Consider the following 21,330-nt stretch of genomic DNA (forward strand, 5'->3'; position numbering starts at 1 on the left):
GCCTCCCGGGCAGCCGCTAGCCTCGACGGGTGATCTCCGTCCGCCCCGTCCCGGCCGACAAGCACCTCGAGTTCGTCCGGAGCCGCCCCTCTGCCAGCTTCCTCCAGACCCCGGCGTGGGCCCGGGTGAAGCCGGAGTGGCGTGCGGAGTCCCTCGGCTTCTTCCGGGGTGACGACATGGTCGGCAGCGCCCTGGTGCTCTACCGCCAGCTGCCGAAGCTGAAGCGCTACCTGGCCTACCTCCCCGAGGGCCCGGTCATCGACTGGGAGAGCGACGACCTGGCCGCGTGGCTGGCGCCGATGGCCGACCACCTGCGCGGCCAGGGAGCCTTCGGCGTCCGGATGGGGCCTCCGGTGGTGACCCGGCGTTGGAGCGCTGCCCAGGTCAAGGAGGGGATCGCCGAGGAGTCGGTCCACCGCCTCGACGACGTACCGCCGCTCGAGCGGGCGGCGACCGGGGCGCGGGTCGTGGCACAGCTGCAGGAGCTCGGCTGGCGCGAGCAGAGCGTCGAGGGCGGGTTCGCCGCCGGGCAGCCGCGACACAACTTCCAGATCCCGCTGAAGGGCCGCACCGAGGACGAGGTCCTCGCGGGCATGAACCAGCTGTGGCGCCGCAACATCCGCAAGGCCGCCAAGCAGGGCGTCGAGGTGTCGGCGGGCACCGACCTGGAGGCGTTCCACGCGCTCTACGTCCACACCGCCGAGCGCGACGGGTTCACGCCCCGGCCGCTGTCCTACTTCCGCACCATGTACGAGGCCCTCGGTGCCGAGGACCCCGACCGGATCCGGCTGTGGTTCGCCCACCACGAGGGCGACCTGGTCGCCTCCACGATCGGGATCCGGGTCGGCACCCACGCCTGGTACTCCTACGGCGCCTCCTCCACCGAGAAGCGCGAGGTCCGCGGTTCCAACGCCGTGCAGTGGGAGATGATCCGCGACGCCCTCGGTGCGGGTGCGGAGGTCTACGACCTGCGTGGCATCACCGACACCCTCGACGCCGACGACCCCCACGTGGGGCTGATCCAGTTCAAGGCGGGCACCGGCGGCGAGGCGGTCGAGTACGCCGGCGAGTGGGACCTCCCCCTCAGCAGGCCGCTCTACGCCGCCTTCGACCTCTACATGCGGCGGCGCGGATGACGCTCACCCTCACGGTCGACGGGGATCGCTGGCGGGGCCACCTGCGCGAGCTCGCCTCCGCGACCCCCGGCCTGGTCCCCGTCCTCAAGGGCAACGGCTACGGGTTCGGGCTGTCCCGGCTGGCGCGCCGCGCGCAGTGGCTCCACGACCAGGGGCTCGGTGTCGACTGCCTGGCGGTCGGCACCTACGACGAGCTGCCGGAGGTCGCCCAGCGCTTCCACGGCGACCTGCTGGTGATGACGCCGTGGCGCCCGTTCGGCGCGGCGCTCGACATCGACGACCACCTCGCCCAGCGGGTCATCCACACGGTCAGCCGCCCGGAGGACGCGCACGACCTCCTCACCCGCCGTCCCGACGCCCGGTTCGTGGTCGAGGTGCTCACCAGCATGCGCCGCCACGGGCACACCCGCCGCAGCCTCGACGAGACCGTGCAGGTGCTGCGCGACCTCGACCGGCACCCCCGCATCGAGGGCGTCGCCATCCACCTGCCCCTGGCCAGCGGCTCCCACCTCGGCGAAGTCCGACGCCTGGTCAACACCGTGGTCGGGGCCGAGCTGCGGACGCGGCGGCTGTGGGTCAGCCACCTCACCCGCGACGAGCTCGGCACGCTGCGGTCGACCTACCAGGACTTCGAGGTGCGCCCACGCGTCGGGACCAGCCTGTGGCTCGGCGACAGGGGTGCGCTGCGCGTGACCGGCACCGTCCTCGACGTGCACGCCCTCGAGCGCGGGGAGGTGTTCGGCTACCGCGGCCGCTCGGCCCCGAAGGCCGGTCACCTGCTGGTCGTCAGTGGCGGCACCGCCCACGGCATCGGCCTGGAGGCACCCACCGGCGACACCAGCATCAAGGCCCGCGCAGCGACCCTGGCCCGAGGCGGGCTCGACGCCGTCGGGTTCGTCCGGTCGCCCTACAGCATCGACGGCAAGCAGCGACTCTTCGCCGAACCACCGCACATGCAGGCGTCGATGCTCTTCCTGCCGCAGGGCGCCCGCGTCCCTGCGGTCGGCGACGAGATCGACGTCCGCGTCCGCTACACCGCCACGTCCTTCGACCGGGTCGTCGTGACCTGAGGTCGTACGCTGGTCGCCATGTCGACCAGCCGGGTGCTCTTCCGGCCCACGGAGGCGACCCACCGGGTCACGACCCTAGAGCTCTTCTTCGACCTCGTCTTCGTCTTCGCCTTCACCCAGGTGACCGCGTTCATGGCGGCCGACCCCTCACCGGCCAACGCCCTGCGCGGCCTCGTGCTGCTGGCTCTGCTGTGGTGGGCGTGGTGCTCCTACGCCTGGCTCGGAAACCAGGCCCACGCCGACGAAGGCGTGGTGCGTGCGACGTTCGTGCTGGCCATGGTCGCGATGTTCCTGACCGCGCTCGCCATCCCCGAGGCCTTCTCCGACACACCGGGTGGACTGGACGGACCCGTGGTGCTGGCGATCAGCTACGTCGCGGTACGACTGCTCCACCTCGGGTGCTACCTCGTGGCGGCCGGCGACGACACCGGGCTGCGACGGCAGCTCCTCATCACCTTGGTGCCGGTGTCCCTTGCGGCGGTGATCCTCGTGGTCGGGAGCATCGTCGGTCCGCCCTACCAGGCTCCCCTCTGGGCCCTGGCCCTCCTCGTCGACTACGTCGGCATCTGGGTGACCAGCACCGACGGCTGGCGTCTCACCAGTCCGGTCCACTTCGCCGAGCGCCACGGCCTCATCGTCATCGTCGCCCTGGGCGAGTCCCTCGTCGCGATCGGTGTGGGTGTCGGAGGCTTCGGGATCACCGCTCCGATCATGGTGGCGGCCGTCCTCGGCGTCCTGGTCGCCGTCTGCCTGTGGTGGCTCTACTTCGACGTGGTCGCCCACGTGGGCGAGCGGGTGCTGGCACGCGCGGAGGGCCAGCAACGCACCACGTTGGCGCGCGACTCCTACACCTACCTCCACTTCCCCATCGTGATGTCGGTGATCTTCCTGGCGCTCGGCCTCAAGAAGGTCCTCGAGTACGTCGCCGACACGGACCACCACGACCTGTCCGACGCACTCACCGGTACCCCCCTCGTCGCGCTCTACGTCGGGGTGGCGGTCCACCTCCTCGGCCACGTCGCGTTCCGCCGGCGCAACGTGCACAGCTGGAACGTGCAGCGGCTGGTGGCCGCGGCCGTGCTCCTGGTGCTCCTCCCGGTGGCGTGGAACCTCCCCGCCCTGGCGTCGCTGGCCCTGGTGGTGGCGGTCCTGGGCACCCTCGTGGCGTGGGAGGTGCTCCGCTTCGGCACGCTGCGCGACCGGGTGCGGCACCCGCGGGCGGAGAGCGTCAGCTGAGGTCGACCGCCACCGGCGGCCTCCCCGGCAGGGCCCGCACCGGGTCCCGCGACGGCACCACGATGTCGCGCACCACCACGCCGGCCAGCCAGAGCTGGCCGAGCACCCGGACACCGATCGCGAGCCAGTAGAAGCCGGCGTCGTCGCCACCCGCCGGGTCCAGGAACCCCCCGAGGTAGAACCAGACCATCGCGAAATAGAAGACCTCGCTGCCCTGCCAGACCAGGTGGTCACGCCACCGGGGACGCGCGAGCGCGGCCAGCGGGAGCAGCCACAGCACGTACTGCGGTGAGTAGACCTTGTTGACGAGCAGGAAGCCGATCGTCACCAGCAGCGCGAGCTGTGCCAACCGGGGGACCTGCGGCGCACGCAGTCCGAGCACGAGGACGCCGAGGCACCAGGCGCCGAACACCAGCCACGACCACAGGTTGACGGTCGAGGCCGCGAACCCGACGTCGGCGGCCTGGTCGACCAGGAGCCAGAGCGACCCCAGGTCGGCGGTGCGTTCGGCGTTGAAGGTCCAGAAGTGGAGCCACTCCGTCGACCCGCTCAGCACGGCGGGGGCGTTGACGACCGCCCACGCCGCCACCGCCACGGCCGACGTGGCGGCGAGGTCCGCCCACCTCCGCTGCCGCAGGCAGATGACGAGGATCGGGCCCAGCAGGAACGCCGGATAGAGCTTGGCCGCCGCACCCAGCCCCACGAGCAGCCCGGTGACCCCCGGGTGACCGCGTGACCAGGCGAACAGCGCACCGGCCACGAGCGCCATGGGCAGCAGGTCCCAGTTGACCAGCGCGGTGAGTGCCAGAGCAGGGGATGCCGCCACCAGCGCGGCGTCCCAGGGACGCCGACGGTGCACACCGGCCAGCAGGCCGACGGCCACCAGCGTCAGGGCCGCCAGGCCGACCGCGTTGACCGCGACGAAGCGCCGACTCTCCTCACGCACCTGGTCGAGCCCGGCCAGCTCCCCGGCGGGAGTCGCGTAGCGCTGCGCCAGGTCGGGAAAGCCGCCGAGCGCCTGGGTGGCCACCGCCGCGCCCCAGGCCCAGTACGAGATGAGCACCGGGTACTCCATGACCTCGTACCGGTCGCGGAGCTCCGCGTCGTCGTCGTAGGGCCAGCTGAGCTCCGCGAACCCGCGGCCGGTGTAGAGGTAGGGCAGGTCGGAGTAGCACATGTGGCGGTAGCGCTCGGTGCCGTCCTGCCACGAGTCCTGGTAGCAGGTGGTCTTCTGCACCAGACCCAGTGCCAGGACGACCGTCGCCAGGGCGAGCACCACCCGCAGCGGCGTCCACCACCGGTGCCGACCTGCCCGGTCCCCGAGCGGCCCGCCGACACCCTCGCTCAGCGCGGCGACGACGGGGTCGTCGCGCGTGGGATGGACGTGCTCGCCCGGGGCTCGGCTCACCGGCCTTCCCGCTGGCGGGCGGCCCCGCTGCTGCCGCCTCCGCCGCCACCGCCGCCGCCGGCGCCGCCACCGCCGCCGCCCGGGCTGCCGGAGGGGCTGCCCGACGGTGACCCGCAGTCGGGGTTGAGCGGCGGGCAGCTACCGGTGGGCGTGGGGTCCGGGGTGGGCTCCTGCGTCGTCGGCTCCTCCGACGGCTCCTGGGTCGTCGGCGCCTGTGACGAGGGCTTCTTCGTCGGCGTCGGGCTCGGCTTCCGGGTCGTCGGTGGCGGGGTGTAGGGCTCGTGACCGGACTCCGGCGCCTCACCGTCGACGAAGACCGGTTCAGCGAACTGCTCGACCGGCAGTCCGTCCATGGCCCGCGTCATCACGGCCAGCCAGGTCTGGGCGGGGAAGCCGCTGCCGAAGTACGACGGGAGCCAGCCCTGCAGCTGCTCGTTGCCCTTCCCTCGGACGTACATGACGGCGGTGCTCAGCTGCCGGGTGTAGCCGGCGAACCAGGCCGAGGAGACCTCGCCGTCGCCGTTGGTCGCGGTCCCGGTCTTGCCGGCCGCCGGCCAGCCGAGCCCGGCGACCGTCGAGCCGGAGCCCTCGGCCACCACCTGCTGCAGCGCGTAGCTCACGTCGACCGCGATGTCGCGCTCGACCGCCTGCTCGTCGGCCACCTTGTGCTGGTAGAGGGTCTCGCCGCTGCGGTCCACCACCTTCTCGATGATGTAGGGCTCCGCCGCCCGACCGTCGTTGGCGAGCGTCGCGTAGGCGTTGGCCATGTTGATCGGGCTGACGGTCGCGTTGCCCAGGGAGACGCCGGTGATGGGTTCCAGCCCGGGCGACTCGTTGGGGAACCCGGGTGCCTTCTTGCGCGACTTCGCCGGGGGGATGCCCAACCGGTTGGCGGCGTCGACGATCTTCTCTGGGCCCTTGTCCATCGAGGTGGTCATGTCGATGAAGGCCGTGTTGACCGAGTCCTCGGTGGCGTCGACCATCGAGATCGACGAGCCGTAGTCCTGGTCGCCCTGGTTCTCGATCTCGGTGCCGTCGGGCAGGACGTAGGGCGAGTTCCCCTCGAAGGTGTCCTTGAGGGAGAAGCCCGCCTCGATCGCGGCGACGAGCGCCGAGGGCTTCATCGTCGAGCCGGCCTGGCCGCCCGCCACGGCCCAGTTGATCTGGGAGTCCAGGAAGTCCTGGCCGGCGTAGAGGCCGCGCACCGCGCCGCTCCCGGGCTCGACGCTGGCCACCCCGACGTGCAGCTTCTTGTCGCTGAAGCCTTCCGGGCGGGCCTCCGCCACGCCCTCGGCGGCAGCATCCATGGCCTTCTTCGTGAACGTCGTCGTCACGCGCAGGCCACCGCCCTCGATCTGCTCCTCGCTGAAGTCGAGGCGCTCGAGCTCGTTGCGGACCATGGCCAGGACGTGGCCACGCTGGCCGCCGTACTGGCTCTGGACCTCGATCTTCGGGAACTTCGGCAGCTTGCGGGACGCCTTGTCCGCGCGCGCGGCGTCGACCATTCCCTCCTCGGCCATCGAGTCGAGCACGAAGCCGTAGCGCTCCTTCAGCTCACGACGGGCACCCTTGCCCTCGGCGGGGTCGAGGTCGTTGGGGTCGTTGAGGACGCTGGCCAGGACCGCCGACTCGCGCAGGTTCAGGTCCTTGGCCTGCTTGTCGAAGTAGACCTTCGACGCGGCCTGCACGCCGTAGGCGCCGCGGCCGAAGTAGATGGTGTTGAGGTAGCCCTCGAGGATCTCCTCCTTGCTCACGTCCCGCTGCAGCTTGAGGGAGATCACGGCTTCCTTGATCTTGCGCGTGAGCGAGCGCTCCTGGGTGAGGTAGAGGATCTTCACGTACTGCTGGGTGATCGTGGAGGCGCCCTGGGTGCTGTTGCCGCGGGCGTTGCTGAAAGCCGCCCGGATGATGCCCTTGGGGTCGATCCCGCGGTCGGTCCAGAAGCTACGGTTCTCCGCGGCGACGACGGCGTCCTTGACGGTGGCCGGCATCTGGTCGAGGTTGATCGACTCGCGGTTCTGCGTCGCGAACTGTCCGAGCTCGGCCTTGCCGTCGGAGTAGTAGACGAAGCTGGTCTGCGTCTCGAAGTCCTCGTTGGGGTCGGGGACGTCGATGGCCTGGTAGAGCACGACGAAGCTGCCGACACCGAGCAGCGTCCCGACCAGCCCGAGGATCAGCAGCCACTTGCCGGCACGACGCCAGCGACTGCCCTTCGGCTGGGGTCGCTTCTTGGTCTGCTTCTTGGTCACAGGCGGGCCTGCGGCCCGTCGCTTTGCGGTCACGACTGGTCGGATCTTTCGGTCGGGGGCGAGACAGGGCGGTGCACGCCGCGTTTCAGGGTACGCAACGCCTGCCCGTCGCCCCGAAATCGCCACGACACGGCGCCGAGATGACGGCGCTCCGACGGCGACGGCAGGGAGGACACGGGCCACCCCAGTGACCGGTCAGCGGGCGGGGTACGTACCGGCCGTCTCCATCGCGAGGATATATCGGTACGATAGATCGCATGGCACGTCGTGGTGAGACCATCGAGCTGGCGGTCCTCGGGCTGCTGCACGAGGGACCCATGCACGGCTACGAGCTGCGCAAGCGGCTCAACCTCATGCTCGGGTGGGGGCGGGTGCTGTCCTACGGCTCGCTCTACCCGACGCTGAAGAAGATGCTGCGCAAGCAGCTGATCGAGGAGGCGGCCACCACCGTGGTCAGCCGTCGCCCGCGCATCGTCTACCAGATCACCGACGCCGGGAACGCCGAGTTCCAGCGGCTGATGTCGGAGGTCGGCCCCACTGCCTGGGAGGACGACACCTTCGACATCCGGTTCGCGTTCTTCGGCCGTGCCGACATGGAGACCAGGCTGCGAGTCCTCGAGGGGCGCCGGAGCCGGCTGCAGGAGCGGCTCGAGCGCGTGCAGAAGGAGCTGGCGATGACCCAGCAGGAGGTCGACCGCTACGCCGCCGAGCTGCAGCGCCACGGCGTGGAGTCCGTCGAGCGTGAGGTGCGCTGGCTCTCCGAGCTCATCAACGCCGAGCGGACCGGGAGCGAGACGACCCGGCCAGACCCGAACACCACCAACACCGGTCAGTCGCAGGGCTGACCCCGAGACCATCAGCAGGACCGAGGAAGGAACGCTCTCATGGGTGCGGTACGAGTAGGAATCGTCGGAGTGGGCAACTGCGCCACGTCCCTGATCCAGGGGGTGGAGTACTACCAGGACGCCGATCCGCAGGGCCACGTCCCCGGCCTGATGCACGTCACCTTCGGCGACTACCACGTCAGCGACGTCGAGTTCGTCGCCGCGTTCGACGTCGACGACACGAAGGTCGGCAAGGACCTGTCGGAGGCGATCAACGCCTCGCAGAACAACACGATCAAGATCTGCGACGTCCCCACGCTGGGCGTCGAGGTCCAGCGCGGACCCACGCTCGACGGTCTGGGCAAGTACTACCGCGAGACCATCGAGGAGTCCGCCGCCGAGCCGGTCGACGTCGTCCAGGTTCTCAAGGACGCCGAGGTCGACGTGCTCGTCTCCTACCTGCCCGTGGGCTCGGAGGAGGCCGACAAGTTCTACGCCCAGTGCGCCATCGACGCCGGTGTCGCGTTCGTCAACGCCCTGCCCGTGTTCATCGCCTCAGATCCGGAGTGGGCCAAGAAGTTCGAGGACGCCGGCGTGCCGATCGTCGGTGACGACATCAAGAGCCAGGTCGGCGCGACCATCACGCACCGCGTGCTGGCGAGGCTCTTCGAGGACCGCGGCGTGGTGCTGGACCGCACCTACCAGCTCAACGTCGGCGGCAACATGGACTTCAAGAACATGCTCGAGCGGGAGCGTCTGGAGTCGAAGAAGGTCTCCAAGACCCAGGCGGTGACCTCCAACCTCAACGGCGAGCTCGCCGGCAAGATCCACGACCGCAACGTGCACATCGGCCCGTCCGACTACGTCGAGTGGCTCGACGACCGCAAGTGGGCCTACGTCCGGCTCGAGGGCCGCGCCTTCGGTGACGCCCCGCTCAACCTCGAGTACAAGCTGGAGGTCTGGGACTCCCCCAACTCCGCCGGCATCATCATCGATGCCATCCGGGCGGCCAAGATCGCCAAGGACCGCGGGATCGGCGGCCCGATCATCTCCGCGTCGTCCTACCTGATGAAGAGCCCGCCGGTGCAGCTGCCCGACGACGAGGGTCGCCGCCGCGTCGAAGCCTTCATCGAGGGCACCGAGGAGGCGTGAGGAACGAGCGCCTCCTCGTCGTGCCCGACGGTTGAGCAAGCCCCGCGGCCGAGGAACGAGGCCGCGACGGGCGCGTCGAAACCAGGCACCGAGGAGGCGTGAGGGACCAGCGCCTCCTCGTGCAGGGCTGCGTCAGGGCTGAACCCGGCGTGACCGCTGAGCCGCCGACCGAAGGCTCAGGTGTCGCACGAGGTGTCGGTGGTGCCGATGAACTCGGGGAGGTCGACGACGTCGAGGTCCCGGGTGGCCAGCAGGTCCCGCACCTCGATGGTGGGGATCGTCCAGGTCCGCAGACCCGGTGACGCGCAGCCCTGCGGGCGGAACACGACCCGCAGGGGCACGTCCTCCTCGTCCCCGGCCTGCACGGCCCAGCCGAGGTCGGTCTCCGCCTCGACCATGTCGAAACCCCGCACCGGGTCTCCCCCGATGTGCGTCACGCGGTAGCCCGACCTCGCTGCCGGTCCCGCGACCGGGATCCTGACGTTTCCCAGCGTCACCTCGCGATCACTGCGGTTGGTGACGCGGATCGTCAGCGTGCAGACGAAGCCCTCGTCCATCCGGATGGCGACCGCCCGGAAGCCGTCGTCGTTCGTTGGCACGACGTCGGCGCCCTCGCAGCGCGGGACACCGGTGTGGGCGGCGGCTTTCTGCGTGGCGCCCTGGCCGATCCACCACACCACCGCCGGGACAGCGACCACCACCAGGAGGGCGGCGAGAAGGACCACCGGCACCGCCCGCCGGGACCGGGGACTGGAGCTCTGCACCGGCACATCGTGCCCGACCCGAGACCGCGACGACCCAGGACCCCGTGTCACAGCACGGTGACGGTCGGCCACGCGTCCGTAACACTCGCTGCCCGTTGTCGTTGGGCGGTCGTCTCGGGACCTGCCGTCCATCACCTGGAGCCACCATGCCCCTCCGCCCTCGGGCCACCCTGTCGATCGCGGTCGCCACCGCCCTGGCCACCAGCCTCCTCCTCCCCGCCACGCAGAGCGCGTCCGCCGAACCACCGAAGGAGGTCCAGCCGGCCGCTGCTGCGGTGGTCTCCGAGGACACGGTCGGCGGCCTGCTGGTGGAGAACTCCTTCGTCTCCTCCGTCGGCTGGGTCAAGCCCGGGGACACCTACCCCTCCAGGATCCTGCTGACCAACAGCAGCGACGCCGACGTCTCGGGCGTCGAGGTCACCGTGGCCGCGCCGGAGGGCGCCACCTTCACCGACGCAGGTGGCGGCGCCACCGTGAGCCCTGACGGCACGACCGTCACCTGGTCGCCCGGCAGCGTCGCGGCGACCTCGACCCGGACGCTGGTGCTCGAGAGCCGGGCAGCCACCACCGACGCGCTGCCGACCATCGTGTGGCGCGACATCTCCTCCACCGCCACCGTCTCGGTCGGCGCCGACACGACCGAGGTCACCAGCCACGGGCCCAAGGTGATCCCCCCGGGCGAGGAGTTCGACACCGCCCGCTACGGCGACCGCCCGTTCCCCGTCGTCCCGGTCGCCTACACCGACCGCGACTACCAGGACAGCCACGAGCGCAGCCTCGACACGGTGATCAACGACCCGGCGTTCGAGGGCTCGACGTTCAACCTGTTCCAGGAGATGTCGCTCGGCCAGCTCTACCCCGAGGGCACGGTGCCCTCGGAGGGCATCGCCGACGCCGACTTCGACTACGGCCCGGGCTTCGACTTCAGCAAGGCGCAGGCCGGCCAGACCTGCAAGGGCGTGACCTTCGCCGACACCCCCACCGAGGAGCAGGGGACCCCCGCCTACCCGGACCGGATCCGCGACGGCGTCTACCAGCTTCCCGGCACGACCGAGTACTACGGCTCCGACGCCAACGGCACCGCGCTGACGGGCGCCGTCGCCGGCGTGGGCGCGCTGCAGGCCATCGACTCCGGCTGCGGTCCCACGGGCAAGCTGGTCCGTGACGCTGCCGCCATCGCCGACCCGGAGATCGACTACTCCGACTACGACACCGACAAGGACGGCGTGGTCGACTTCTTCATGGCCGTCTTCGCCGGCTGCGGCGGCAACGGCGCCTCGCAGCTGACGGTCGCCGCGTGCGAGTACCCGGACGCCTCCTACGACAACGTCTGGCCGCACTCCTCGAGCCTGGAGTTCTACTACTCCGACCCCGAGACCGGGCTCCCGGGCTTCACGACCGACGACCAGCTCAAGGACCTCGAGGGGCGGCCGCTCTGGTACGAGGACCAGACCCGCAGCGCGATGACGACCACCGACACCGGTGACGCGCTCAAGGTGTACGTCCGGGTCGGCCCCTACAACGTCAACCCGGAGACCGCCATCGACCGGGCCAGCGTGATCTCCCACGAGTACGGCCACTCCCTGGGCCTGCCGGACTTCTACTCCACCGGCAACCGCGACACCTACGGCGACTGGAGCCTGATGGCGACCGACAAGTCGCACAACATCGACGCCTACGGTCGCCAGGAGCTCGGCTGGGTGGTGCCCGAGGTGCTCGACTCCTCGCGCACCGAGGCCGGCATCACGGACTCCAAGGAGGACACCGACACCATCACCTGGCAGCAGCCCGACGGCACGCCGTACACCCTCACCGAGGGTGAGGCCGGCGTCGTCCGGGTCCAGAACTCGCAGATGTACGTCGCGAAGCTGCCGGGTCGCGTGCTGCTCGACCCCGCGAAGTTCGACTCCGGTGACGGGGCCACCCCGGTGCACACGTGGTGGTCGCGCTCGGGCAACGACTACGGCTGCGCGAAGGACCTCGGCAAGGGGCACAACATCGACGTGAACCTGCGGGGACCGGCGTTCGACGACCTCCCGGCCGGCACCGAGCTGTCCCTCGACCTCAAGTCCATGTGGGACATCGAGTGGGACTACGACTACGGGTTCGTGCTGACCTCGACCGACGGTGGCCAGTCGTTCGGCTCCAACGAGTCCGAGAAGGGCTACACGACGCCGGCCAGCCAGAACCCCAACCAGAACGCGTGCCAGGCGCACTACGGCAACGGCCTGACCGGGACCTCGCAGTCATACGCCGACGGCACGCAGGACGTCGACCGGGTGCTCGGCAACTACCCGGAGATGATCTACAAGGCCGACTCCTACGACATCTCCGAGCTCGTCGGGTCCGAGCAGCCGGTGCTGCGGTTCAGCTACGCCACGGACCCCGGCCTCTCGCGTCCGGGCTGGTTCATCGACGACGTCACGGTGACCGCCACCCTGCCGGGCGGTGAGACCCGCGAGATCTACACCACCGACTTCGAGTCGAGCGGGGACCCCGACGACCCGAGGATCTTCAACGGTGGCTGCAAGCCCCACACCCCCGGCAGCAGCTGCACCCAGGGCTGGCAGTACGTCGCGGCCGGTGCCGAGGGCCCTTCCGACCACGCCTACTACCTCGAGATGCGGGACCGTTCCGGCTTCGACCTCGACGGCAACGGACAGAACGACCGCGCGCCGATCGGCTTCGAGTCGGGCTTCTACAACTCCTACACCGACGAGGCCCACGGCTACGGCAACGCCGGGACCGACGACCCGCCGGCGCAGTCGCCGCTCGACAGCAGCCCGCAGCCGGGCAACAGCTCGCCGAACCTGAACGACGCCGCATGGCGGCCGGGTGACACCCCGTTCAGCGACTCCGGCGAGGGTCACACCGACAACTACGAGGACCCGCAGAGCCAGGACGACAACTGGCACTTCCGCCACGACTGCCTGACCTACGACGTCACCGCGATGTCCGGCGAGGCCCTCGGCCCCGACTCCGCCGACGGTGACCTGACCGGCACGGTCGACTTCACCCTGGGCGCGGGCTGCGGGGAGTTCGACTACGGCTACGGGGAGGAGGTCGTCGCGCCGCCCGCGGGCGAGACCACACCGCCCCGGGCCGCGGTCACGATCACGGGCGGGGAGATCTGGACCGGCCGCAAGGTCCGGCTCGACGCCACGCGATCCAGCGACGACACCTCGGCGTCCGAGGACCTCACCTACGAGTGGGACCTCGACAACGACGGCCGCACCGACGCCACCGGACCCCAGGTGACCAAGCGGTTCGGCCAGCCCGGACGTCGGAAGATCGTGCTGACCGTCACCGACGAGGCGGGCAACAGCGACACGTTGGGTCGCACGCTGCAGGTCAACAAGCTGGTCCACGCCCGCGCCGACCAGGTGCGCAAGCAGGGGCAGTGGCGCCAACGCTCCGACCGCAGCGCCAGCAAGGGCGCCTACCTCACCAACCGTCCCGGCGGCGCGCGTGACGTGCTCACCTGGCGCTTCAGCGGCCCTCGCGCACTCCTCGTGCACGGTGACAGCGACCGAGGCGGCCGCGGCACCGTCTACGTCGACGGCACCAAGGTCGGCACGGTGTCCTTCCGCGGCGAGGACCGGCGGATCGCGTTCGCGCAGGCCCGTCGGTTCCGCGGGCTCGGCGGCGGGAAGCACACCCTCCGCCTGGTCCTGACCGGCGGCAAGGGTTTCGTGACCGGCCTGGTCAGGTACCGCTGAGACGTCACTGAGGACGTGGGGCAGGCGGCCCCGCGGCGACCGGTCGGTCGCCGCGGGGCCGAGCTGTCTCAGGCCTCGGCGTCGGCCTTGATCCGCGCGAGGGTCTGCCGCATGCCGTCCTGCAGCTCGGCGGTGAAGCGGTCGACGCCGCCGAGCACCGCGTCCTGCAGGCGCAAGGAGATGTCGGTGACCCCGTCCGGCGTACGTCGCTGCTGAACCAGGCGGGTCCCACCGTCGGTGGGCTCGAGCACGAAGGCCCAGATGGTCGCGTTGTCCTTGACCCGGAAGGCGAACTCGCGGTGCGGCTCGAAGACCACGACCTTCGAGCGGGTCGGCCAGAACAGCAGGCCGCGACGGTTGAGGTTGATCGCCCGGGTGCCGAGCTGGACCGGCCCGCGCACGAAGCTGTGCACCACCTGGGGGCTCCACCGGGCCATGCGCGACAGGTCCGTGACGAGCGACCAGACGCGCTCGGGGGTGGCGGCGATGTGGATGCTCTGCTCGAGCTCGGTCTCCGTGGTGGTCAACGGGGCTCCTCGGGTCGGTGGTCCCCGGCACCGTAGCGTCCGGATCCGGGCTCGCCCCATGACCGGCGCCACACGCTCGGGGCCGAGATCGCGGCATTACGACCCGTGACATCTGGGCCGGAGCACGTTATAAACGTCTGGTCCAGCAGGTCGCCACCTCTTCGGCGACCCGGAATCGAACGGAGCTCGTGTTGTCCCCCTCCCATTTCTCTGCGCCGCTGGCGCGCCGTCGTTGGGCTCGTGCCGGCGTCGCCGCAGCCGCGTCCCTGTCCCTCCTCGCCCTCACCACCCCTCCGACGTCGGCCGACGACGACCGCGACGACCGCGACGACCGGTCCTTCGAGCTCGCCGAGGACCTGCGTGAGGACGTCCGCGGCAAGCGGATCATGAAGCACCTCGCGGCCTTCGACGAGATCGGTCGCACCAACGGCAACTCCCGCGCGTCGGGCACGCCCGGCTACAAGGCCTCGGTCGACTACGTCGTCAAGGAGCTGCGCAAGTCCGGCTACCAGCCCACCGTCCAGGCCTTCGACTTCCCGTTCTTCGAGGAGCTCGAGCCTGCCCGGCTCGTCACCAGCGGTGGCCAGGAGCTGCCGACCGGCACCTTCACCTACTCCGGCAGCGGCAACCCCACCGCTCCGGTGCAGGGCGTCGACCTCAAGCTGGCCGGCGACCGCGCCAGCACCTCCGGGTGCGAGGCCGCCGACTTCAACGGCTTCACGCCCGGCAACATCGCCCTGATCCAGCGCGGCACCTGCACCTTCGGCACGAAGGCCAACCACGCCGCCGACGCGGGCGCCTCGGGCGTCATCATCTTCAACCAGGGCAACAGCGCGGGCCGCATGGACGTCATCGTCGGCACCCTGGGGGAGCCGATGCCCACGCCCATCCCGGTCGTCGGCGCCTCGTTCGACGACGGCGCGGCGCTCGCCGCCCAGTCCGGCGACGTCGAGGTGTTCGCCAAGACCATCTCGGAGATCCGCGAGACGTGGAACGTCTTCGCCGAGACCGAGGCCGGCGACCCCGACAACGTCGTGATGACCGGGTCGCACCTCGACAGCGTGGCCGCCGGCCCCGGCGTCAACGACAACGGCAGCGGCTCCGCGGCGATCCTCGAGGTGGCCAAGGTGCTGGCCGAGGAGGCCGACGACGACGAGGACCTGCCCAACAAGGTCCGCTTCGCCTGGTGGGGTGCCGAGGAGCTCGGCCTGCTCGGAGCCGAGCACTACATCGGTGACCTCCAGGCCAACAGCCCCGAGGAGCTCGAGCGGATCGCGCTCTACCTCAACTTCGACATGATCGGCTCGCCGAACTACGCGCGGTTCGTCTACGACGGTGACAACTCCCGCTTCCCGGTCGGTCCGGGTGCGGCGGCGGGCCCGAAGGGCTCCGACGCCATCGAGCAGGCCTTCCACGACGCGTTCGCCGACCACGACCGCGCCTCGGAGGAGACCCCGTTCAGCGGTCGCAGCGACTACGGGCCGTTCATCGCCAAGGGCGTCGACATCCCCGCCGGCGGTCTCTTCACCGGTGCCGAGGGCGTCAAGTCCGCCCAGCAGGCGGCCTACTTCGGTGGCGAGGCCGGCGTGGCCTACGACAAGTGCTACCACCAAGCGTGCGACGACCTGAGCAACGTCAGCCGCCAGGCGATCGACGAGATGTCGGACGCCGTGGCGAAGGTCATCGGCATGTTCGCGGTGAGCACCCAGCCGGTCAACGGCATCGGTGCGGAGTGGCCGGCGCTCGGCTACGGCGCACCGGTGGGCGACGGCACCACCGGTGGTGGCGGGCTGCACGACGACCACGACCACGAGCCGGAGTCCTGAGCCGGCGCACCACACGACACCACACCGAGGGTCGGTCCCGCTGCTGCGGGGCCGGCCCTCGGCGCGTCCGGGGCGCCAGGGTCAGAGGCGCCAGGGTCAGAGGGGGGTACGGGCGGACCACCAGGCGCGCAGGCGGCGACCGGCCTCCTCCTCGCCGAGCGGGCCCTCGTCGATGCGCAGGTCGAGCAGGAAGCGGTAGGCCTCCCCCACCTCGCGCCCCGGCCCGATCCCGAGCAGCGCCATGATCTGGTTGCCGTCGAGGTCAGGCCGCATGGCGGCCAGCTCCTCCTCCTCCGCGAGCCGGGCGATCCGCTCCTCGAGCTCGTCGTAGGTACGCCGCAGCCGCTCGGCCTTGCGGCGGTTGCGCGTCGTGCAGTCGGCCCGGGTGAGGATGTGGAGCCGCTCGAGCTGCTCGCCGGCGTCGCGGACGTAGCGGCGGACCGCCGAGTCGGTCCACTCGCCCTCGCCGTACCCGTGGAAGCGCAGGTGCAGCTCCACGAGGGCGGAGACCGCCTCGGTCTGGTCGCCGGAGAACCGCAGGGCACGCATCCGCTTCCGGGTGAGCTTCGCGCCCACCACGTCGTGGTGGTGGAAGGTGACCGAGCCGTCGGGAAGGAACCGCCGGGTCCGGGGCTTGCCCACGTCGTGCATGAGAGCGGCGAACCGCACCACGAAGTCGGGGCGCTCGTCGAGCCGGTGCTCGAGGTCGATGGCCTGCTCCAGCACCGTGAGTGTGTGCTCGTAGACGTCCTTGTGACGGTGGTGCTCGTCGCGCTCGAGCGCGAGTGCCGGCAGCTCGGGCAGCACCCGGTCGGCCAGCCTGGTCTCCACGAGCAGCGTGAGACCCAGCCGCGGGTGCGGGGCGCAGACGAGCTTCACCAGCTCCTCGCGCACCCGCTCCGCCGAGATGATCCCGATCCGGTCGGCCATCGCCGCCATGGCCGCCACCACGTCCGGGGCCACGGTGAAGCCGAGCTGCGCGGCGAACCGGGCCGCCCGCATCATCCGGAGCGGGTCGTCGGAGAAGCTGTCCTCCGGGGTCCCGGGGGTGCGCAGCTGCTGCTGGGCGAGGTCGACCACCCCGCCGTGGGGGTCCTCGAAGGTGCGGTCCGGGATCGAGATGGCCATCGCGTTGACCGTGAAGTCGCGCCGACCCAGGTCGCCCGCGAGGCTGTCGCCGAACGCCACGTCCGGCTTGCGGGAGGCCGGGTCGTAGCTCTCCGACCGGTAGGTCGTGATCTCCAGCTGCCACTCGCCCTTGCGGCAGCCGATGGTGCCGTAGTCGCGCCCCACGTCCCACACGGCGTCGGCCCAGCCGAGGAGGAGCCGTTCGGTGGTCTCCGGCGCCGCCGAGGTGGTCAGGTCGAGGTCGCTCACCCGCCGACCGAGCAGCGCGTCACGCACCGGCCCGCCGACGAGGTGCAGGTCCTCCCCGGCCTCGGCGAAGCGTGATCCGAGGCCGTCGAGCACGGGTGCCAGGCGGTCGAGCTCGGCCGTCAGCGACTGCTGGGCGTCGCGGAGGTTCCATGCGGGCTGAACGGGCTCTGGCACGCCCAGAAACTCTAGGGCACAGGCAGGCTCCGACCCGCCTCGCGGGCCCCCCTGACCTCGCAGACCCGCCGGATAGAGTCGGCGCCGTGCGTCCCCCGTGGTCCCTGCTGCCTGCCCTCGCGCTGGTGGTGGCGACGACCACGCTGCTCGGACCGGTGGGCGCGGCGCCCGTCGCGGCCTCGGCCGCTCCCGCGCGGGACGACCAACCGCTGCAGGTCACCATCGACCGGCTCACCCCGGCCGAGGTGCCGGCCCGGGGCCGGATCCGGATGCGGGGCACGGTCACCAACGCCAGCGACGAGCGATGGCGGGCGATCAACGTCTACGCGTTCATGGCGGCGACGCCCATCACCAGCGGTGAGGAGCTCGCCGAGGCGGTCACGATCCCCTTCGAGTCGGAGGTCGGCGCCCGGATCGTCGACCCGGGCACCTTCGACAGCGTGGGCTCGCTCGACCCCGGTGAGTCCGCGAGCTTCTCCGTACGACTGCGCCGGGACCAGCTCCCGGCCTCGTCACCGGGCGTCTACTGGTTCGGCGCCCATGCCCTCGGCAACACCGATGCCGCCCGCGACGGCATCGCCGACGGCCGGGCCCGGACCTTCCTCCCGCTGGTGCCCCCCTCCACCCGCGCCACCGTGCAGACCTCCATCGTCCTGCCGGTGAGGCGGCCCGTCAGCCACACCGTCGGCGGACGGATCCGTGCGGTCGGCCGCTGGGCCGAGGACCTCGCGCCGGACGGTCGGCTCGGTGCCCCCCTCGCGCTCGCCACGGCCGAAGGGGCCGGGCCGGTGACCTGGCTGGTGGACCCGGCGGTCCCGGACGCGGTCGCCCGACTCGTGGCGGGCAACCCGACCCGGTCGCTCGGCGCCACCCCCGACCCCGAGGCCCCGCAGGACCAGGCTCCTGAGGACCCGCCCGACGAGGACGAGAGCGAGGCCGCCGACGCCGCTGACGGCGGGAGCGCGGAGACGTCCGCGAACCCGGCGGTCGAGCGGGGGGCCACCTGGCTGGACCGGATGCGGTCGGCCCTGACGGTCGACGAGGTGCTGGCACTACCCTACGGCGACCTCGACCTGGCCGCGGTCGCCGCCGCCGACCCGTCCCTCTACCGCACCGCCGTACGCCGGACGGGCACCCAGCTCGAGCAGTGGTCGGTCGACAGCGACCCTGCCGCCGCCAGCCTGAGCGGACTCCTGCCGCCGGAGGTGATCGACCTCGTCGAGCCCCGGACCACCGTGCTGCTCAGCGAGCGCGGCCTCCGTCGGCCCGCCCCGGACACCGCCGTCACCATCGGCGGCCGCCGCGTGGTGGTGACCTCGTCCGCGACCGGCCAGGGCGGACCCGGCCCGGAGGACCGGCTGGGGGCCATCGCGATGCGGCAGCGGGTCCTGGCCGACGCCGCCCTCCGCGTGCTGTCGGACGACCGCCAGCCGCTGGTGGTCGTGATGCCGGCAGCGTTCCGGCCCGAGAACCCGGCCACGTTCTGGCGAGGCACTGACGTGAAGTGGCTGGACCTCGGCGACGTCGCCGATCTCGACGTGGGACCGGAGCTGCCGCCCCGGGTGATCGACTACCCCGTCGACGAACAGCTCACCGAGCTCGACGAGTCCGCCCTCGACGCGGCCCGGGCCCTGATCGCGGCCGGACGCACGCTCCAGGGGATCCTGACCGACAACGACCGCCTGGCCGACCAGACCCTCGACGAGGCGCTGTCCTCGATCGGCTACCACGACCGCAGCCGGGCGCTGGAGTCCCGGGCCGACACGCTGGGCGCCATCGCCTGGGTCACCGGCCGGCTCCAGGGCGTCCGGATCCGGGCCCCCAAGGGCGTCACGCTCTCCAGCGCCGCCGGTCGCTTCGCCGCGACCCTGACCAACCGGCTGCGGCACCCGGTCACGGTGTCGGTCCGTCCGGTGAGCCAGGGCGACGTCAGCATCGAGCAACCGGAGCCCGTGGAGCTTCCTGCCCGGGGCCGTCAGTCGGTGGAGTTCAACGCGACGACCAGCAGCCCTGGCGTGCACTACGTGCGCCTGGTGGTGACCGATGCCGAGGGCACCCCCCTCGGCGCCGACCAGCGGATCCCCATCCGTTCGGCGCAGGTCAGCGACGTGATCTGGGTGATCATGGGCGTCGGCGTGGGACTGCTCTTCGTCGCGATCGCCGTACGCGTGTTCCGCCGGGTCCGGAGCGAGCGCGCATGAGCGAGGACACCCGGATCCTCTCCTCCAGCGCGGTGATGGCCGCCGGCACGACGGTCTCCCGGCTGAGCGGCTACGTCCGTTCCGCGCTCCTCGTGGCCGCGCTGGGGCAGGGGCTGCACGCCGAACAGTTCAACATCGCCAACACCGTCCCCAACATGCTCTACATCCTGCTGGCGGGTGGTGTGTTCAACGCCGTGCTCGTCCCGCAGCTGGTGCGGGCGATGAAGAACGACGACGACGGCGGGGAGGCCTACACGAGCCGGATCGTCACGCTGGCCGTGCTCTTCCTGGGGGTGGTCACGGTGGCGCTCGTCGTCACCGCGCCCTGGTTGATGGAGCTGTTCCTCAGTGACGCCTACGACGACCCCGAGCTCGCCGCCCAGCGAGACTCGGTCGTCGACTTCGCCCGCTACTGCCTGCCCCAGGTCTTCCTCTACGGCATGTTCGTGCTGCTGGGCCAGGTGCTCAACGCCCGCGGCCGGTTCGGCCCGATGATGTGGGCCCCGATCGCCAACAACCTGATCGCGGTCGCCGTGCTCGCGACCTACCTGCTCGTCTTCGGCCCGGCGTCCGGCGAGGAGCTGTTCGGTCCCTTCGGGCCCGACCAGGAGGCACTGCTGGGGCTCGGGTCGACCCTCGGCATCCTCGCTCAGCTGCTGGTGCTGCTCCCGGTGCTCCGTTCGGCCGGGGTCCGGATCCGGCCGCGCCTCGACGTCCGCGGCACCGGTCTGGGCCACACGTTCCGGCTGGGCATGTGGACGGTCCTCTTCGTGATCGTCAACCAGATCGCCTACACGGTGGTCGTCAGGCTCGCCAGCAGCGGTCCCGCCGAGAACCCCGGCGAGCCGGCCACCGGCTACACCGTCTACTCGTTCGCCTTCCTCATCGTCATGGTCCCCCACGCCATCGTCACCGTGTCGCTGGCGACCGCCGTGCTCCCCCAGATGTCGCGCCAAGCGGCGGAGGAGGACCGCGCGGGCCTCGCGCGCACGCTCGTCACGACACTCCGCAGCGCCCTCGTGGTGATCGTCCCGGTCGCACTGCTCCTGCCCCTGGTCGCGGTCGACGTCGCCCACGTGATCTGGGGGTACGGCGCGGGCCGCACCACCTACCAGCTCTTCGCCCCGACCCTGGCCCTCTTCGGGATCGGCCTGGTCTTCTTCACCGTCCACTACCTGATGCTGCGCGGCTTCTACGCCCTCGAGCAGACCCGGACGGTCTTCCTCGTCCAGTGCGTGATCGCAGCCACCAACATCGCGGCCGCCCTGCTGCTGGTCCGCGAGGCCTCAGCCGAGCAGACCTCCCCGGCCCTGGTGCTGGCCTACGGTGCCGCCTACGCCGTGGGCGCGGTGGTCTCCACGATGGTCCTCGGGCGGGAGCTCGGGGGGCTCGGGCTCGGTCCCGTCGTGCGGTTCGTGGTGAGGCTGCTGCTGGTCGCGGGGCTGGCCGCGCTGGTGGCGTACGCCGCGGCGCGCCTGCTCGCCGGGCTCGGGGAGGACCCCGCCCTGGTGATCGCGCTGCTCCGCGTCGTCGCGGTGACGCTCGTCGACGTCGCCGCGTTCCTGCTGCTCGCCCGCCTGCTGCGGCTCGGCGAGGTGACCACGCTGATGGACACGATCACGGGGCGGCTACGGTCCCGTAGCGGGGGCTGACCAGACCTACGATGG

14 protein-coding genes are annotated in these 21,330 nt (G+C 71.3%); 9 read left to right on the forward strand and 5 right to left on the reverse strand.

Annotated features, from left to right (window positions below):
• The first annotated feature begins 29 nt into the window (after positions 1 to 29).
• From K6T13_RS17185 to K6T13_RS17195, 3 genes are read left to right on the forward strand one after another with little or no spacing between them, the layout of a single operon-like run.
• On the forward strand, positions 30 to 1,136 hold the full coding sequence (locus K6T13_RS17185; protein ID WP_346729095.1) for a lipid II:glycine glycyltransferase FemX: 1,107 nt from the start codon (positions 30 to 32) through the stop codon (positions 1,134 to 1,136).
• The gene (locus tag K6T13_RS17190) at positions 1,133 to 2,206 is read left to right on the forward strand and encodes an alanine racemase (RefSeq protein WP_222895728.1); all 1,074 of its coding nucleotides are present in this window, start codon (positions 1,133 to 1,135) and stop codon (positions 2,204 to 2,206) included. The genes K6T13_RS17185 and K6T13_RS17190 overlap by 4 nt, the downstream gene beginning before the upstream one ends.
• 18 nt (positions 2,207 to 2,224) lie before the next feature.
• Positions 2,225 to 3,442 carry a low temperature requirement protein A gene (locus tag K6T13_RS17195; protein ID WP_222895729.1) on the forward strand — a complete coding sequence of 406 codons (1,218 nt, stop codon included), beginning with the start codon at positions 2,225 to 2,227 and terminating at the stop codon, positions 3,440 to 3,442.
• Here the strand turns inward: K6T13_RS17195 and K6T13_RS17200 are convergent.
• Both K6T13_RS17200 and K6T13_RS17615 read right to left on the reverse strand, forming a co-directional pair.
• Positions 3,435 to 4,850: a glycosyltransferase family 87 protein gene (locus tag K6T13_RS17200; RefSeq protein ID WP_222895730.1), complete on the reverse strand. Its 1,416-nt coding sequence runs from the start codon at positions 4,848 to 4,850 to the stop codon at positions 3,435 to 3,437. The genes K6T13_RS17195 and K6T13_RS17200 overlap by 8 nt on opposite strands.
• Positions 4,847 to 7,132 carry a transglycosylase domain-containing protein gene (locus K6T13_RS17615; protein WP_283247933.1) on the reverse strand — a complete coding sequence of 762 codons (2,286 nt, stop codon included), beginning with the start codon at positions 7,130 to 7,132 and terminating at the stop codon, positions 4,847 to 4,849. The genes K6T13_RS17200 and K6T13_RS17615 overlap by 4 nt, the downstream gene beginning before the upstream one ends.
• A gap of 224 nt (positions 7,133 to 7,356) precedes the next feature.
• On the opposite strand from K6T13_RS17615, the gene K6T13_RS17210 reads away from it, so the two are divergent.
• On the forward strand, positions 7,357 to 7,944 hold the full coding sequence (locus tag K6T13_RS17210) for a PadR family transcriptional regulator (RefSeq protein WP_222895731.1): 588 nt from the start codon (positions 7,357 to 7,359) through the stop codon (positions 7,942 to 7,944).
• 39 nt (positions 7,945 to 7,983) lie between these two features.
• Complete coding sequence (locus tag K6T13_RS17215) at positions 7,984 to 9,075, forward strand: inositol-3-phosphate synthase (protein ID WP_222895732.1); 1,092 nt, start codon at positions 7,984 to 7,986, stop codon at positions 9,073 to 9,075.
• 176 nt (positions 9,076 to 9,251) lie between these two features.
• On the opposite strand, the gene K6T13_RS17220 is transcribed toward K6T13_RS17215, so the two are convergent.
• Positions 9,252 to 9,839 carry a hypothetical protein gene (locus tag K6T13_RS17220; protein ID WP_222895733.1) on the reverse strand — a complete coding sequence of 196 codons (588 nt, stop codon included), beginning with the start codon at positions 9,837 to 9,839 and terminating at the stop codon, positions 9,252 to 9,254.
• A 146-nt stretch (positions 9,840 to 9,985) separates the two neighbouring features.
• Here K6T13_RS17220 and K6T13_RS17225 point away from each other — a divergent pair, with 146 nt between their 5' ends.
• Positions 9,986 to 13,558: a PKD domain-containing protein gene (locus tag K6T13_RS17225; RefSeq protein ID WP_222895734.1), complete on the forward strand. Its 3,573-nt coding sequence runs from the start codon at positions 9,986 to 9,988 to the stop codon at positions 13,556 to 13,558.
• 68 nt (positions 13,559 to 13,626) lie between these two features.
• Here the strand turns inward: K6T13_RS17225 and K6T13_RS17230 are convergent, their stop codons facing one another.
• Positions 13,627 to 14,085, reverse strand: a complete 459-nt coding sequence (locus tag K6T13_RS17230; protein ID WP_249423853.1) for an SRPBCC family protein — start codon at positions 14,083 to 14,085, stop codon at positions 13,627 to 13,629.
• A gap of 191 nt (positions 14,086 to 14,276) precedes the next feature.
• On the opposite strand from K6T13_RS17230, the gene K6T13_RS17235 reads away from it, so the two are divergent.
• Positions 14,277 to 15,911 carry a M28 family peptidase gene (locus K6T13_RS17235; protein ID WP_222895736.1) on the forward strand — a complete coding sequence of 545 codons (1,635 nt, stop codon included), beginning with the start codon at positions 14,277 to 14,279 and terminating at the stop codon, positions 15,909 to 15,911.
• 96 nt (positions 15,912 to 16,007) lie between these two features.
• On the opposite strand, the gene K6T13_RS17240 is transcribed toward K6T13_RS17235, so the two are convergent.
• Complete coding sequence (locus tag K6T13_RS17240) at positions 16,008 to 17,462, reverse strand: CCA tRNA nucleotidyltransferase (protein ID WP_222895737.1); 1,455 nt, start codon at positions 17,460 to 17,462, stop codon at positions 16,008 to 16,010.
• 86 nt (positions 17,463 to 17,548) lie between these two features.
• On the opposite strand from K6T13_RS17240, the gene K6T13_RS17245 reads away from it, so the two are divergent.
• A complete protein-coding gene (locus tag K6T13_RS17245; protein ID WP_222895738.1) occupies positions 17,549 to 19,663 on the forward strand; it encodes a DUF6049 family protein in 2,115 nt (704 codons plus the stop codon).
• A complete protein-coding gene (gene murJ, locus K6T13_RS17250) occupies positions 19,660 to 21,315 on the forward strand; it encodes a murein biosynthesis integral membrane protein MurJ (protein WP_222895739.1) in 1,656 nt (551 codons plus the stop codon). The genes K6T13_RS17245 and murJ overlap by 4 nt, the downstream gene beginning before the upstream one ends.
• Positions 21,316 to 21,330 lie beyond the last annotated feature (15 nt).

The sequence above is a fragment of the Nocardioides coralli genome (genome assembly GCF_019880385.1).
Classification (GTDB): domain Bacteria; phylum Actinomycetota; class Actinomycetes; order Propionibacteriales; family Nocardioidaceae; genus Nocardioides; species Nocardioides coralli.